Genomic DNA, 13,801 nt, shown 5'->3' with positions numbered 1-13,801 from the left:
GAACAATGGGTAAATGGATAAATCGCCAAAGCCTTGTGACCTTGATAGGGGTTCTTATTATCTATGCCATCGTTCAGGGCAGTATTTTCATGGATGTCTTACCTCCTTTTGTAGCACTTACATTAATTCAAATTTGTATTTACGTTATTTTGGCAAGTAGCTTAAACCTTATTAACGGGATTACTGGCCAGTTTTCCATTGGACATGCTGGTTTTATGGCGATTGGAGGGTATGTAGCTGCAATCGTCATCGTGAAATTTCATGGCCCTCTTATTTTGGCCCTCTTGTTTGGTGCGTTGGTCTCTGCAGTCGCCGGTTTCTTGATTGGGCTTCCGACCTTACGGCTTAAGGGAGATTATCTAGCAATTGCTACCCTGGGACTCGGGGAAATTGTAAGAATTATCTTTTTGAATACGGAGTATGTTGGTGGAGCTTCGGGATTTTCCGTTCCTAAAACAATTAACTGGACATGGGCGTTTTGGCTCACAGCTTTAAGTATCCTCATTATCCGTAATTTCACTAACTCTACTCATGGGCGAGCGTGTATCTCCATCCGAGAGAACGAAATTGCCGCGGATGCGATGGGTATTAACACTACCAAATATAAGATTATGGCTTTTACTATAGGCGCTTTTTTTGCTGGATTAGCCGGTGGAATCTATGCTAATTACATGTATATTATTCAGCCAATGACGTTCAGCTTTCTCAAATCCTTTGATATTTTAGTCATGGTCGTACTCGGCGGCTTGGGGAGTTTGACGGGAAGTATTGTAGGCGCAGTGGTGATGACAGTAGCATCTGCGGCACTGGCTGGTCTGCCAGAATGGCGGCTTGTAATTACAGCGGTCCTTTTAGTGGCAATGATGATTTTTAAGCCGACTGGATTATTGGGAACGAAGGAATTCAGCTTGAGCTTCCTGGGAAAGAAGGGTGATAAAAATGCCGCTTCTAAAAATTGAAAATCTTTCGAAGTCTTTTGGCGGTTTAAAAGCGGTTTCGAATTTAAATATCGAGATTAATTCTGGAGAACTGATAGGTCTTATTGGCCCGAACGGGGCTGGAAAAACCACGGTCTTTAATTTGCTGACAGGGGTTTATGAAAAGTCAGAAGGTAAAATATTGTTTCAAGACAAAGACTTGAGTGGGCTAAAACCATATCAAGTCACCCAACGGGGGATGGCCCGGACGTTTCAGAATATCCGTTTGTTTAGCGATTTAAGTGTTATCGATAATGTCAAGATCGCCTATCATCAACGTACTTCCTATAGCACGGCCAGTGCCTTATTCCGCCTTCCAAGCTATTTTTCAGGGGAAGCAGAAATGGAACGCAAAGCCATGGAATTGCTCAGGATATTCCATCTTGAAGACAAAGCCGAAGAGACAGCCAAAAATTTGCCCTATGGGGAACAACGTCGCTTAGAGATCGCCCGTGCCTTGGGAACAGAGCCTAAACTCCTCTTGCTGGATGAACCAGCTGCTGGTATGAATCCACAGGAAACGAATGACCTTATGAATCTTATTCGTTGGATTAGGGAGCAGTTTAAGCTAACGATTCTCCTAATTGAGCATGATATGTCTTTAGTGATGGGCGTCTGTGAACGTATCTATGTCTTGGATTACGGCATGATAATTGCACAAGGTGCACCAGATGAGATTAAGAGTAATCCCAAAGTCATCGAGGCATATTTAGGAGAGGAGGTTGTCTGATGCTTGTTCTTGAAGATGTTAATGTTTACTACGGTGCCATTCATGCCCTTAAAGGGATTTCGTTTGAGGTTAATCAAGGAGAAATTGTAACCCTAATCGGCTCAAATGGCGCAGGGAAAAGCACAAGTCTTAAGACAATCTCAGGATTATTACGTCCTAAGAAGGGTAAGATTACATTTAAAGGGGAGAATATGGCGACGGTTGCTCCTCAATATATCGTAGCCAAAGGAATATCCCAAGTTCCCGAAGGGCGGCACGTGTTTGCTAATATGACCGTTATAGAAAATTTAGAACTGGGGGCATACTTACGGAAGGATAAAGCGGGCATCAAACAAGACATTAAAAGGGTTTATGAGTTATTTCCCCGTCTGCAGGAACGAAGCAGTCAGCTTTCCGGCACTTTGTCCGGTGGAGAACAGCAAATGCTGGCAATGGGACGAGCCCTGATGTCTAAACCTCAGCTCCTCCTTCTTGATGAGCCCTCGATGGGTCTCGCTCCAATTTTAGTCAAGCAAATTTTTTCGATTATTAAAGAGATCAACGCTAGCGGGACAACCATATTACTCGTGGAACAGAATGCTCATATGGCCCTTTCTATTGCAAATCGAGCTTATGTATTAGAAACAGGTAAGATTGTCCTTTCTGGAGATTCTAAACAATTAGCGGCAAGTGAAGAAGTCCGTAAGGCCTATTTAGGTGGATAAACGCATATATTTCTCAATGACTCCACTCAAGTTCAAAGGAGAAAGGGGTAGGGCAAAATGTACGTTCGCCAATTTATGACCTCTCAGGTTTTTACAGTGGGCCCGGAAGAATCTATTGCAGATACAATGGCCCTCATGAGAGAGAAGAAAATTAACAGGATGCCAGTTATAGAGAAGGGTAAACTTGTTGGGTTTGTGACAGATGGAGATCTCCGTGAAGTCTCACCTTCTCCAGCTACGACTTTAAGTATTTTTGAACTCAATTATTTGATAGCCAAAACCCCTATCCGCGAAGTTGCCGTTAAGAAAGTAGTAACTTGTCACCCTGACACAAAGATTGAAGATGCTGCTTTGTTGATGAGGGAGCATGAAGTTGGGGGACTTCCGGTCATCGATGAAGGTAAACTAGTTGGAATTATTACGGGATCTGACATATTAGATGCTTTCTTGGATATTATGGGATTTCGAAGTCCTGGTGAACGTGTGGTTATCGAAACGAAAGATGAAACGGGTGTCATCTTAGATCTTGCTTCGACGATCAAAAAATTCGATGTCAACATTGCTAGTTTTGCAGTTTATCATCTACGTGACAATCAAGTTCAGATCCTCGCACGGCTCCAGGGCGAGCAAGTGGCTGAGGTTGAAGCGGCATTAAAGGAAAAAGGATATCGCCTCGGAAAATGATGACGTCTTGGGATGTCTAATGTTCTCCGCTGACGATAAAGAAAGTTACTGGATGAAGGTCATCCAGTAACTTTCTTTTGTTAATGAAATACAGATATATGTCATCAATAGCAATAAGATTTATCATTAAAAATGAGGAGATAAGGCAATGAATCTTTTTAATCGATCTATTTCCATAAATGTTCAGTTAGTAGACGAAAAAAGTGTAAGGGTAAATGGTTGCTTTCTGGATAGTCATCATGAAATCTGCTTAACCCTCGGCGTTGACATAGAAAGGTATACCATTAATTCAGCTACCGGCGAATTTCGTCGCGCTCCCCATACAGATTGTGAGAAAGCCCAGATTCTTATAAATAGCCTTGTAGGAATTAACCTAAATAATAATGTTCGGAGGCAGATTCAGAAGGCCGTCGGAATAGATTATGGATGTACACATTTGGTGGATCTTACACTCGAGTGTGTAAAAGGCCTAATCCAGGCGAAATTTCAGTTGATGCATCTTACAATGCCCCCTGAAGAAATTAGGGATGTAGTTGGGAAATATTTAGAAGGAAGCTGTTTGCATTACAAGAAGGCCTAGATTGCTGCACGGTATAATCTCATTTTGTGGGGTTTGTGTAGGCAATCAAGATGGTTTCTTGGTCGTGGGCTTGTGTATTGAACTTAGCTTCTAAAGCTTTAACCTCTTCAATTTGGTCATTTGTTAAATTCGAGAATAAAATCTTTGAATGGTTCATTCAAGAAAACTCCTTTCTTTGATTATATTTAGATAAGTTATAGTCGTAAATAATCCATGTATATTAGTATTGTGTACAAGTTTTTCAAAATCTAACCCTAAACTTTACGTTGATCGTGGTCGTGAAAATAAAATTGGGTTATTTATTGGATGTTTACTTTCATAATAAGCATTTATGTGGTAATATTATTGTCGATAGAATGGGGATGGGTGGTGGCTGGTGCTGCTCCCGGACTTCAAATCCGCGTGTCGGGACGCAGAACGTTCCGAGGTGTGTTCGATTCGCACGCATCCCCGCCAAACAAACATAATTTTTACATTAGATGAGTGTCAAGGCAGCGAAAAGCTGTCTTTTTGAGTTCTATAGTGGGCTATTCAACTCGGCAGGATTTTTGATGGTTTAAAACGAATATGGTTTAAGATATCAATTTATTGAGAGAACGGGCCAGGGTATCTAGAAGGAGGAACTTCATGAATCTTATTGATATTCTCATACTGGGGATCATTTTGCTTGGGGCTTTACGGGGTTATCAAAGAGGTTTTCTAACTAGTGTTGTTAATTTCTTGAGTAGCATTGCGGGATTTTTAGTAGCAACTTGGGAATACGCTGCCGTTCTTCGCTGGGTACAGCAATATCTTCCCCTTCAGCGATGGCTGGAACCCGTAATTTATCGAGCAATACTTCCCTCAGTCGAGTCCAAAGCTAGTACTTTACAACAACAGGCTTTAGGAAATATTTTGGGGGCACTCCCTCCAGAATGGCGGGGTATTTTTGCTCAAGCAAATATACCGGGTGTGCAGATGACACAGGGTATTGAACAAGTGACTCATCGTTTGGCAGGGATGCTCACCGAGCGCATCTTAAATCTTATTGCTTTTGGCTTTGTCTTTTACCTTGTGGTGCTTTTAATCCAAGTATTAGCCGCTATTTTCCTTCACCCTTTTGGGAGCTGGGGCGGATCGTTTAATCGCGGAGGAGGCCTGGTGCTTGGAGGGCTTAGTGCACTTATCGGTCTGTCCATTTTGGCAGGGTTGTCTTTCCCCCTCTTACAATTAGGAGTGGGTGGAAGTTTTAAGACGCTCGTTCAGAATTCATACTTTTTCCCCTATTTGGGTCAGATCTTTCATAGCTTAGATCAGGCGTTCTCAGCACAACTCGATCAAAAACTTCTTGATCCGCTATCCCTGCGTAAAGGAGTTTGGTTTTAACACATAAATCAAGTATAAAAGAAGAAAACTAAGAGGTAATTGTATCACTAATGGCATTATGTATGTAAAGGACGATTTATACTATGAATGTCTCTTGGATTACTAAAGAAATAGGCGGACTTGATTTACCCCAATTGGGGTTTGCGATTCTAAATACGTTGATTTATCTAGTTGTCATACTTTTGTTCGCGCGCATAGCCTACGGGTTATCAATTTATATGTTACGGAGAGTATTAGTACAACGAAAAGGAAAACAACTACTGGATGAACGTAAGGCCAATACATTATTTTCTCTCCTCCGAAGTATCGCATTTTACTTGATTACCATTTCGGTGATTATGCATGTTTTCAAACGCCTCTTTAATTTCGATACTGGAACAATATTGGCTTCGGCCAGTGTTTTGGGAGTCGCGCTTGGTTTTGGTTCGCAAAGCTTGGTTAAAGATATGATTGGTGGTTTCTTTATCCTTTTTGAAGATCAGTTTTCAGTTGGAGACTATGTAAAAGTGGGAGGATTCTCGGGCACCGTCGAAGAGACCGGAATTCGTGCCACACACTTAAGGGATTGGGGTGGAGAACTCCACATTATTCCAAATGGAAGTATTACCGCTGTCACCAATTTCAGTCGAGGAAAGATGCGTGCCTTGGTTGATATTCTGATTCCTTATGAGGAGGATCTTGATCGTGCGATGGAAGTGATGCATACTGTTTGTGAAACTGTTAGTGCAGAGTTTGGCGAGAAGATTATTGACGCTCCCACTGTACAAGGCGTGATCCAATTTGGAGAACGTAATGCTGTTTTGCGTGTGGTTGCCTACACCCAACCTAATGAACAGTGGAATTTGGAACGAGAACTTCGTCTAGGCATTCATCGTGCATTTTTAAAAGAAGGAATCCGTACACCACAGGTACAAAATTTTGTCATGATGGACCCCCAGAGGGATTAGGCTCTTGGCGAGTTAAAAATGGAGGTAACTGATGATACTTTTGAATGTAGGGGATATTGTTCGTCTTCGGAAACAACATCCTTGTGGAAGCGTGGATTGGAAAGTAATGAGAACAGGGATGGATTTTCGAATTCAGTGTCTAGGCTGCCAACACCAAGCTTGGATTCCTAGAATTAAACTCGAACGCAATATAAAAGAAATTCTTCAACGAGTAGAGGAAACGTGAGATTGCGAAGTGAGAAAACATCACATATAATCTTTAGAGATAGCTTGTCTGCTATAAAGAGGAGGCCAAAGGATGACACTACATGCGGGAATTGTTGGTTTGCCAAATGTCGGGAAATCAACGTTGTTTAATGCGATCACTCAGGCGGGTGCTGAGGCGGCTAATTATCCATTTTGCACAATTGACCCGAATGTCGGAATGGTAGAGGTGCCCGATGCTCGTTTGCAGAAACTAGCAGACATGGTTCACCCCAAGAAGATTGTTTCAGCAACCGTAGAATTTGTAGATATTGCTGGACTTGTAAAGGGTGCTAGTAGAGGAGAAGGCTTAGGGAATAAGTTCTTGTCCCACATCCGTGAGGTGGATGCCATTGTACACGTTGTGCGTTGCTTCGAGAATGAGAACGTGATCCATGTAGAAGGAAATGTCAACCCTAAACGGGATATTGAGACGATTGATCTTGAACTAGTTCTGGCAGATATGGAGAGCGTAGAAAAAAGGGCAGAGCGTTCAGCTAAACTACTAAAGTCAGGGGACAAAAAGGCCCAAGGCGAAGTGGCCTTATTGGGAAGGTTGAAGGAAGTCTTTAACCAGGGAAAAGGGGCTCGGACTTTGACCTATACGGACGAAGAACTGGAAATTTTAAAGGGTTTTTCGCTGTTGACTTTAAAGCGGGTACTTTATGTGGCGAATGTCAGTGAAGATGGCCTTTCTACCGCAGCAGAAAATCCCTATGTTCAACAAGTTATGAAGATTGCAGCTGAAGAAGGCGCGGAGGCCGTTGTGGTCTGTGCGCAGATTGAAGCGGAGATTGCAGAACTTGAGGAGGACGAAAAGGAAGGGTTTTTACAAGACTTAGGGCTAGAAGAGTCCGGTCTAGACCGACTCATTCGGGTGGCCTTCAATTTGTTGGGTCTCATGACGTTTTTTACTGCCGGCCCTATGGAAGTAAAAGCTTGGACGATCCATCAAGGGACCAAGGCACCTCGGGCTGCTGGTACAATCCATACAGATTTCGAGCACGGATTTATTCGGGCTGAGGTGGTTTCTTATAAGGATTTCGTGGATCAAAATGGGTTAAATGGTGCTCGAGATAAGGGATTAGTTCGATTAGAAGGTAAGGAATATGTTATGCAAGATGGGGATATTGTTCACTTTCGGTTTAACGTTTAAGCGACAAACGACAATATCTAGCAATAATAGTTGCTTTTTTGGGAACATGCTGGTATAATTCTTGCTTGGTAGTATAAATATATCCCTGCTCCGTTTTTTCGGGGCCGCTTAGTCCGAGGGGAGGTGCAAATATGAAAGCGTACGAAATACTTTATATCATTCGTCCTGATTTGGATGAAGAGGCGACAACGGCATTGGTTGACCGTTTTGGTGGACTCGTTACCAGTAATGGTGGCGAAAATCTGACAGTAGAAAAATGGGGCAAACGCCGATTAGCTTACGAAATCAAAGATTATAGAGAAGGTCAATATATCCTTATGAACTTTGATGGTGAAGGCCGTACATCACAGGAAATAGAACGGGTTATGAAAATCTCCGATGATATAATCCGATTCCTGACCGTTAGAAAAGAAGATTAAAGGACGGTGGGGCTTGCATGTTGAATCGTGTCGTATTGATTGGCCGTTTAACGAAAGACCCCGAGTTGCGCTACACGCCTAATGGTGTAGCAGTTGCTAATTTTACATTGGCGATCGATCGAAATTATAAAAATGCTCAGGGAGAACGAGACGCGGATTTCATTCCCTGTGTGGTCTATCGGCAACTTGCAGAACTAGTCGCAAATTATTTGGCGAAGGGGAAACTGGCGGCTGTAGATGGCCGAATCCAGGTCCGTTCGTACACTAGTCAAGATGGCCAAAAACGTTGGGTTACAGAGGTTATAGCAGAAGATGTTCGCTTCTTAAGTCCGAAAGATGGTGGAGGCGGAGAATCAACCTCTCCAAGAGGAACTGGCTCATTCGGACATGAAGTGAATTTGGATGATGACATCCCATTCTAGTAAGGGAAGGGGAGAATTAGTATGAAACGTGAACGCGGACGCCGCCCACGGAAACGGGTGTGCAGTTTTTGTGTCGATAAAGTTGTGTCTATGGATTACAAAGAGACCCATAAAGTTCGTAAGTATGTTACGGATCGTGGCAAAATATTGCCCCGTCGTATTTCCGGAAACTGTGCAATGCATCAGCGCCAAGTGACATTGGCTATTAAACGGGCTCGTAGTATTGCCTTGTTACCATATAGTGTAGAGTAGAAAAGGGAGCGAGAGCTCCCCTTTTTCATTTTTCCAGTAGAATACTTTCATTAACGTAAAAACGGACTATAGACCATGGAAAAGAGATTGGTTTAATTTTCATGAACAATGAGTGCAGGAAATTGGATGTTTATCACGAACTGTTTGTTAAGTGGGGCTTGTTCTATCGGTTACACGATAGGCAACTCGTAGAATACGGACTTAGGAGGGGGCAACCCTGGAAAATGTTGAAGTTGATGTTGTTAAAGGCCTAAGAGCCATTGATGAGCTAAAGGTCAATTTAATACAGGCGCAGTGGCTTATACAACATGGGACACTGAGTGGTTCAGAAGCAGAAATGGTTCAGGGGTTAGCTGATCTAGTAGGGATGAGTTACTTGCTTGCAAGACGGTTGGGTTTTGACTTTTCTCGTCTTGACCGCATGCTTTTACAACGCCTTGAGGGATTGAAAAATTCAGATGAGATGAATCTTGAAAAGCAGTGGGGAGATTTGAGCCTGCTTTTGAGCTATCTCGCCCCCGAAGATTAAGTTTTTAGGAGAATTGGCAAGCATGTTTTTAAGAGATGAAGTGGCTATAAACTATTTAGCAGGTGCTATCCTTTTGACTTTTCCCTGTCTGGGAATTGCTTGGGAAACGTGGGGAGTTATCTGGGAAGTACTAATGCTGCTCTCGGTGTTTTTGGTCGGTCGTCGAAGAGGATTGTCTATCGCTATAGTTTTGCTGTTAGCGGGTTATCTTGCAGCCTTTGTTGGTTTTCGTTCCGAGGCCCTAAACCAGATGAGTCTCGTTCCAATAGCTGGGTTATTGTGTGTGTTAGGATGGCTTAGACATTGGCCGGTACGTGTGAACTTTTTTTGGAGTGTCACGTTTGCGGCGGCATTAGGGGTATTGCCAACCCTTTTGTTCCAAGTGCAAGGCTTTGATGCCACAACTGTAAGTAATATGATCAATATGACAATTCAGCAATACCAAGCTTCGGGATTGATGGTAGTGATTGAGCAACAAGGAATTTCCGAAATGCAGTTTCGAGATTTGTTGCAACAATTGATTCAATTTTATAGTTTAATTATTCCGAGCTTTGTAGCGATAGTGACTTCCCTTGAGTTTGGATTGGTTTTTTACTTTGTTAGGCGCTGGCTTTACGATGACAAAGGACGCATTCCATTTACCCGCTGGAGTTTGCCTTGGTACGCAGTATGGGGTGCAGTATTGGGGATCGCTTTCTATCTTTTAGGGGATCAATTTGCTTGGCCTATCCTTCGTGGCCTAGGGATAAACTTAATGGTTGTGTATGGGGCATTAGCCTTGGTGCTGGGTACTTCTGTGTATCTGTTCTTATTACAATCCCCAAGGATACCTCGAGTCCTTAAATTTACGTTAATTCTAACGAGCTTCGTTTATTTCTTCTTCAGCGTAGTCAGTATTATTATGTTTGGGTTATTTGACTTAGTTTTTAATTTTCGACGCCTACCAGAAGAATTGTAAGGGGGAATTCAGATGAAAGTCATTCTTCAAGCAGATGTAAAAGGAACGGGTAAAAAAGGACAGGTACTCGAGGTTGCGGATGGATATGCTCGAAACTTCCTTTTCCCGAAGAAGTTAGCGATTGAAGCAACTACTGGAAACATCCAAGATATTTCGCATAAGAAAGCGGTGGAAGATCGCCGTAAGGAAAAGGAAAAAGAAGATGCAGTTGAGTTAGGCAAAAAGTTAAATGCTCTCCAGATTGAAGTTAAGACTAAGACGGGTGAAGGCGGGCGCTTGTTTGGCTCGGTAACCAGTAAAGAAATTGCCGATGCTTTAAAGAAACAGCATGGGTTTGAAGTGGATAAACGAAAGTTGGATTTAAAAGACCCCATTAAGGCCCTGGGGAATTATGAGATTCATGTAAGGATTCACGCAGACGTGGTAGCTAAGCTCCAGATACACGTTGTCGGACTTTAGGACTTCCGATAAACTGTTCTCATGAAAGGGGACCCCTGATGAAAGGGATTTTGAAAAAATGGTTAAATCATTCGGATCTCGGTGAACGGTTACACGATGAGGAAGAGTGGATTCGGGAAGTCGATGCCCTCTATGTGCTGCTTTCAAATTATTATGGAACTGACAAGCTGGTTCTTAAGGCTAGTAAATTGGAAGCGCTCAAGCTCATGCGTTCTGATGAGCTCGTCGAACGTGTTGCAGGGCTTCGCAAAATTGTTACTGATGATCCGACTGATCAGGAAATTCCGAAAATGAAGGAAGTCCCCCAGCTCTTAGATGAAATTGAGGAACAGATAGCAGAACTTATTGCTAGGCGTTCTGTGGAAGAACGCCTAGAACGTGTTGTTTCAGCAAAGATACAAGAACGCCATGAGGATTACGTTAAAGAAATTAAGGTTCAAGTACTTCAAGAAACGTCTGGACCAGAAAATGCACAAACCCTTAAAAAGCTAGCTGTTCTCGAAAAGATGAATACCGTTTTTCTAAAGAGTTCAGCCTCTGATATTTTGCGTCCACAGACAGTGGAAGAGATTGTGGGGCAGGAAAGTGCTGTTCAATCTCTCCTGGCAAAGTTGGCAACTCCTTATCCTCAACATATTTTGATCTATGGTCCCCCAGGAGTGGGTAAGACCTCTGCGGCACGAGTCGCTTTAGAAACAGTAAAAAACCATCCTCATTCACCTTTTGCCAAAGAGGCGCCGTTTATTGAAGTGGATGGAACCACATTAAGGTGGGATCCCAGAGATGTAACCAATCCATTATTGGGATCAGTGCATGACCCAATTTATCAAGGATCGAAGCATGATTTGGCAGATACAGGTATACCTGAGCCTAAAATGGGACTGGTGAGTGAGGCTCATGGCGGAATTTTATTTATTGATGAAATAGGGGATATGGACCCCTTGCTACTAAACAAGTTACTTAAAGTACTCGAAGATAAGCGTGTATCGTTCGATTCTTCCTATTATGATCCCAATGACCCGCAGGTTCCCTTGTGGATAAAGAAACTCTTTAATGAAGGTGCGCCTGCAGATTTTGTTCTAGTCGGAGCGACGACACGTGATCCGGCAGAGCTTAATCCAGCCCTTCGTTCTCGTTGTTCGGAAGTCTTCTTCGTACCCCTTGAGCCGAGAGATGTTCAACACATTATTCGTCAAGCTGGACAAAAACTTGGAGTTGCTTTGGAGAATGATGTCCCAGAGATTATCAGTGAGTATGTCATTGAAGGCAGAAAAGCGAATAGTATTCTGACTGATGCCTATGGTTTGGCGAGGTATCGCAGCCTGGATCAAGAAGAAGTTCGGGTAACAAGTACTGAAGTTTATGAAGTTCTACGCTCAGCACGGTTGACTCCTTACGTTTTCCGAAAAGGTTCACATGGCTTCGAAATTGGGAGAATCTTAGGGCTGGGTGTATCTGGTTTTTTGGGCTCTGTGTTGGAGATCGAGGCGATTGTCTTTGAGGGAAGAGATGGTAAAGGCGCGGTTCGTTTTAATGAAACTGCAGGCAGTATGGCTAGAGATGCCGTATTTAATGCCACTGCGGTCATTCGTGAGTTGACTGGTGAAGATTTGCGCAATTATGATGTGCATGTTAATATAGTCGGCGGTGCAAAAATTGACGGCCCTTCAGCAGGACTCGCTACAACGTTAGCCATTTACAGCGCATTGAAAAAGCTACCTTTACGTCAAGATGTGGCTGTCACAGGAGAGATTTCTATTCAAGGGAAGGTTAAACCAGTTGGCGGTATTTGCGAAAAGATTTTTGGAGCCAAGCAGGCTGAGGTTCGCAAGGTTCTGATACCCTTTGAAAACTTAGCAGATGTACCACAGAGTATGCAGGGTATCGAAGTGGTGGCCGTTAGTACCATCGAAGATGCTATTAAGCAAGCTTTTTAATTTAAGGGAATCAGTCCCATAAGAGCGGTACGACCGGGAGGAGAGAAGATATGGAACTACTGAAAGTTCCACCACATAATTTAGAGGCTGAACAAGCAGTCCTGGGTGCGATGATGCTCGAACCGGAGACCGGAAGTTCTGTCTTTGAAATGCTTCAACCGGAGGACTTTTACAGAGATAACCACCGTTTGATTTTTTCTGCGATTCGAGATCTCTTCGAAAAGGGAGATCCAGTCGATCTTGTCAGTGTTGCGGAGATTTTGCGTCAGCAGGGGCGTCTGGAGCAGGTGGGTGGAATTGCGACCATCTCTGAGATCGCTCGTTCTGTTCCTTCAGCTGCCAATGTAGAATATTATGCTAGACTGGTCACCGAAAAAGCCCTTCTTAGGCAACTCATTCGTGCGACAAGCAGCATCTTAGAGCGGGGATATGAGCCAGGAGAAGAAGCGCGTGGTCTTCTAGAGGAAGCAGAACAACTGATTCTCGACCTTTCACGACGGCGTGTAAAAGATGGATTTAGCTTTATTCGTGACGTACTATTAGACACGTTTGAAAAGATCGAGTATCTATATGCTAATAAAGGAAACTTGACGGGTGTGCCCACATTTTTCACGGAATTAGATCGAATGACATCGGGATGGCAGTCTTCTGATTTGATAATTATTGCTGCACGGCCTTCCATGGGAAAGACAGCGATGGTTTTAAATATGGCACAGAATGCGGCCGTTCGGGCCAAGGTCCCTGTCGCCATTTTTAGCTTAGAGATGTCCAAAGAGCAATTAGTCCAACGGATGCTTTGCGGGGAAGCGATGGTCGATCAGCAGCGAGTAAGGACTGGAGAATTATTCGATGCAGATTGGCCAAAATTGACGCGGGCAGTGGGTCCTCTGTCGGATGCCCCGATCTTTATTGATGATACAGTGGGGATTTCTTTGGCGGAGCTCCGATCAAAGGCTCGTCGTCTAAAGATGGAACACAATTTGGGAATGATTGTCATCGACTACCTTCAGCTATTGTCGGTTGGTAAAAAGACAGAAAGCAGACAGCAGGAGGTGGCCCAAATTTCCAGAACCCTCAAAGGGCTCGCCCGTGAATTAAAGATCCCGGTCATTGCCTTGTCACAGCTTAACCGGGGGGTTGAACAACGCCAAGATAAACGGCCTATTATGTCAGATTTGTTAGAGTCGGGGGCAATTGAAGCCGATGCAGATGTGATTTCTTTTATTTACCGAGATGACTATTACAATCCTGAATCCGAAAAGAAAGGCATTGCAGAGCTAATTATTGCCAAACACCGCAACGGCCCGGTAGGGACGGTTGAATTAGGCTTTCTTAAAGAGTTTACAAAGTTCGTGAATTTAGAACGACAACATCAAACAGCATAGGCTAAATTCCCTTGCCAATATAGGAAGGGATTTTTTTTTGCGCTACTTTCAATG

At 43.3% G+C, this 13,801-nt stretch carries 18 protein-coding genes and 1 tRNA gene; 18 read left to right on the top strand and 1 reads right to left on the bottom strand.

Features of this window, described 5'->3' with window-relative positions:
* Positions 1–5: 5 nt before the first annotated feature.
* The 5 genes from E4K68_RS04215 to E4K68_RS04195 all read left to right on the top strand — a co-directional run bounded on the left by E4K68_RS04215 (position 6) and on the right by E4K68_RS04195 (position 3,675).
* A complete protein-coding gene (locus tag E4K68_RS04215) occupies positions 6–959 on the top strand; it encodes a branched-chain amino acid ABC transporter permease (protein ID WP_135377480.1) in 954 nt (317 codons plus the stop codon).
* A complete protein-coding gene (locus E4K68_RS04210) occupies positions 940–1,707 on the top strand; it encodes an ABC transporter ATP-binding protein (RefSeq protein WP_135377479.1) in 768 nt (255 codons plus the stop codon). Before E4K68_RS04215 ends, E4K68_RS04210 begins: the two co-directional genes overlap by 20 nt.
* The gene (locus E4K68_RS04205; RefSeq protein WP_135377478.1) at positions 1,707–2,411 is read left to right on the top strand and encodes an ABC transporter ATP-binding protein; all 705 of its coding nucleotides are present in this window, start codon (positions 1,707–1,709) and stop codon (positions 2,409–2,411) included. The genes E4K68_RS04210 and E4K68_RS04205 overlap by 1 nt, the downstream gene beginning before the upstream one ends.
* Positions 2,412–2,468: 57 nt before the next feature.
* Positions 2,469–3,095 (top strand): CBS and ACT domain-containing protein, encoded by a 627-nt coding sequence (locus tag E4K68_RS04200; protein ID WP_135377477.1) that lies wholly within the window; start codon positions 2,469–2,471, stop codon positions 3,093–3,095.
* A 148-nt stretch (positions 3,096–3,243) separates the two neighbouring features.
* Positions 3,244–3,675: a DUF2889 domain-containing protein gene (locus E4K68_RS04195; RefSeq protein WP_135377476.1), complete on the top strand. Its 432-nt coding sequence runs from the start codon at positions 3,244–3,246 to the stop codon at positions 3,673–3,675.
* A 19-nt stretch (positions 3,676–3,694) separates the two neighbouring features.
* Here E4K68_RS04195 and E4K68_RS20570 read toward each other — a convergent pair whose 3' ends face one another.
* On the bottom strand, positions 3,695–3,832 hold the full coding sequence (locus E4K68_RS20570) for a hypothetical protein (RefSeq protein WP_199241681.1): 138 nt from the start codon (positions 3,830–3,832) through the stop codon (positions 3,695–3,697).
* Between the two features lie 201 nt (positions 3,833–4,033).
* Between E4K68_RS20570 and E4K68_RS20275 the strand changes: the two genes are divergently transcribed.
* From E4K68_RS20275 to dnaB, 13 genes are all read left to right on the top strand, one after another.
* Positions 4,034–4,131, top strand: a tRNA-Sec gene (locus E4K68_RS20275).
* A 171-nt stretch (positions 4,132–4,302) separates the two neighbouring features.
* Entirely contained in the window at positions 4,303–5,040 is a 738-nt protein-coding gene (locus tag E4K68_RS04190; RefSeq protein ID WP_135377475.1) for a CvpA family protein, read from the top strand.
* Positions 5,041–5,123: 83 nt separating this feature from the next.
* Complete coding sequence (locus tag E4K68_RS04185; protein WP_135377474.1) at positions 5,124–5,987, top strand: mechanosensitive ion channel family protein; 864 nt, start codon at positions 5,124–5,126, stop codon at positions 5,985–5,987.
* A 31-nt stretch (positions 5,988–6,018) separates the two neighbouring features.
* Positions 6,019–6,213: a DUF951 domain-containing protein gene (locus tag E4K68_RS04180; RefSeq protein WP_135377473.1), complete on the top strand. Its 195-nt coding sequence runs from the start codon at positions 6,019–6,021 to the stop codon at positions 6,211–6,213.
* A 72-nt stretch (positions 6,214–6,285) separates the two neighbouring features.
* The gene (ychF, locus tag E4K68_RS04175; protein ID WP_135377472.1) at positions 6,286–7,386 is read left to right on the top strand and encodes a redox-regulated ATPase YchF; all 1,101 of its coding nucleotides are present in this window, start codon (positions 6,286–6,288) and stop codon (positions 7,384–7,386) included.
* 131 nt (positions 7,387–7,517) lie between these two features.
* Positions 7,518–7,805, top strand: a complete 288-nt coding sequence (rpsF, locus tag E4K68_RS04170; protein WP_135377471.1) for a 30S ribosomal protein S6 — start codon at positions 7,518–7,520, stop codon at positions 7,803–7,805.
* A 17-nt stretch (positions 7,806–7,822) separates the two neighbouring features.
* Positions 7,823–8,227: a single-stranded DNA-binding protein gene (gene ssb, locus E4K68_RS04165; protein WP_135377470.1), complete on the top strand. Its 405-nt coding sequence runs from the start codon at positions 7,823–7,825 to the stop codon at positions 8,225–8,227.
* Positions 8,228–8,248: 21 nt separating this feature from the next.
* Positions 8,249–8,479: a 30S ribosomal protein S18 gene (rpsR, locus tag E4K68_RS04160; RefSeq protein ID WP_034141199.1), complete on the top strand. Its 231-nt coding sequence runs from the start codon at positions 8,249–8,251 to the stop codon at positions 8,477–8,479.
* 217 nt (positions 8,480–8,696) lie between these two features.
* Positions 8,697–9,008: a MazG-like family protein gene (locus E4K68_RS04155; protein WP_135377469.1), complete on the top strand. Its 312-nt coding sequence runs from the start codon at positions 8,697–8,699 to the stop codon at positions 9,006–9,008.
* A gap of 22 nt (positions 9,009–9,030) precedes the next feature.
* On the top strand, positions 9,031–9,966 hold the full coding sequence (locus E4K68_RS04150; protein WP_135377468.1) for a DUF2232 domain-containing protein: 936 nt from the start codon (positions 9,031–9,033) through the stop codon (positions 9,964–9,966).
* A gap of 12 nt (positions 9,967–9,978) precedes the next feature.
* Positions 9,979–10,425, top strand: a complete 447-nt coding sequence (rplI, locus tag E4K68_RS04145) for a 50S ribosomal protein L9 (protein WP_135377467.1) — start codon at positions 9,979–9,981, stop codon at positions 10,423–10,425.
* Positions 10,426–10,463: 38 nt separating this feature from the next.
* Positions 10,464–12,362, top strand: coding sequence for a Lon family ATP-dependent protease (gene lonC / locus E4K68_RS04140; protein WP_135377466.1), 1,899 nt, complete (start codon positions 10,464–10,466; stop codon positions 12,360–12,362).
* 50 nt (positions 12,363–12,412) lie between these two features.
* A complete protein-coding gene (gene dnaB / locus E4K68_RS04135) occupies positions 12,413–13,747 on the top strand; it encodes a replicative DNA helicase (protein ID WP_135377465.1) in 1,335 nt (444 codons plus the stop codon).
* The last annotated feature ends 54 nt before the right edge of the window (positions 13,748–13,801 follow it).

The sequence above is a fragment of the Desulfosporosinus sp. Sb-LF genome, from assembly GCF_004766055.1.
In the GTDB taxonomy this organism is placed as follows: Bacteria; Bacillota; Desulfitobacteriia; order Desulfitobacteriales; family Desulfitobacteriaceae; genus Desulfosporosinus.
Note: the sequence above shows the minus strand (reverse complement) of the source record. Positions and strands in the feature narration are given on the sequence as shown.

Bases quoted from the DNA above. Each gene is read 5' to 3' on its own strand.
- E4K68_RS04185 (WP_135377474.1), top strand. From the start codon at position 5,124: ATGAATGTCTCTTGGATTACTAAAGAAATAGGCGGACTTGATTTACCC.
- E4K68_RS04205 (WP_135377478.1), top strand. From the start codon at position 1,707: ATGCTTGTTCTTGAAGATGTTAATGTTTACTACGGTGCCATTCATGCC.
- E4K68_RS04190 (WP_135377475.1), top strand. From the start codon at position 4,303: ATGAATCTTATTGATATTCTCATACTGGGGATCATTTTGCTTGGGGCT.
- lonC (WP_135377466.1), top strand. From the start codon at position 10,464: ATGAAAGGGATTTTGAAAAAATGGTTAAATCATTCGGATCTCGGTGAA.
- rplI (WP_135377467.1), top strand. From the start codon at position 9,979: ATGAAAGTCATTCTTCAAGCAGATGTAAAAGGAACGGGTAAAAAAGGA.
- E4K68_RS04180 (WP_135377473.1), top strand. From the start codon at position 6,019: ATGATACTTTTGAATGTAGGGGATATTGTTCGTCTTCGGAAACAACAT.
- ychF (WP_135377472.1), top strand. From the start codon at position 6,286: ATGACACTACATGCGGGAATTGTTGGTTTGCCAAATGTCGGGAAATCA.
- E4K68_RS04215 (WP_135377480.1), top strand. From the start codon at position 6: ATGGGTAAATGGATAAATCGCCAAAGCCTTGTGACCTTGATAGGGGTT.
- E4K68_RS04210 (WP_135377479.1), top strand. From the start codon at position 940: ATGCCGCTTCTAAAAATTGAAAATCTTTCGAAGTCTTTTGGCGGTTTA.
- rpsF (WP_135377471.1), top strand. From the start codon at position 7,518: ATGAAAGCGTACGAAATACTTTATATCATTCGTCCTGATTTGGATGAA.
- rpsR (WP_034141199.1), top strand. From the start codon at position 8,249: ATGAAACGTGAACGCGGACGCCGCCCACGGAAACGGGTGTGCAGTTTT.
- E4K68_RS04200 (WP_135377477.1), top strand. From the start codon at position 2,469: ATGTACGTTCGCCAATTTATGACCTCTCAGGTTTTTACAGTGGGCCCG.
- E4K68_RS04150 (WP_135377468.1), top strand. From the start codon at position 9,031: ATGTTTTTAAGAGATGAAGTGGCTATAAACTATTTAGCAGGTGCTATC.
- ssb (WP_135377470.1), top strand. From the start codon at position 7,823: ATGTTGAATCGTGTCGTATTGATTGGCCGTTTAACGAAAGACCCCGAG.
- dnaB (WP_135377465.1), top strand. From the start codon at position 12,413: ATGGAACTACTGAAAGTTCCACCACATAATTTAGAGGCTGAACAAGCA.
- E4K68_RS04195 (WP_135377476.1), top strand. From the start codon at position 3,244: ATGAATCTTTTTAATCGATCTATTTCCATAAATGTTCAGTTAGTAGAC.
- E4K68_RS20570 (WP_199241681.1), bottom strand. From the start codon at position 3,832: ATGAACCATTCAAAGATTTTATTCTCGAATTTAACAAATGACCAAATT.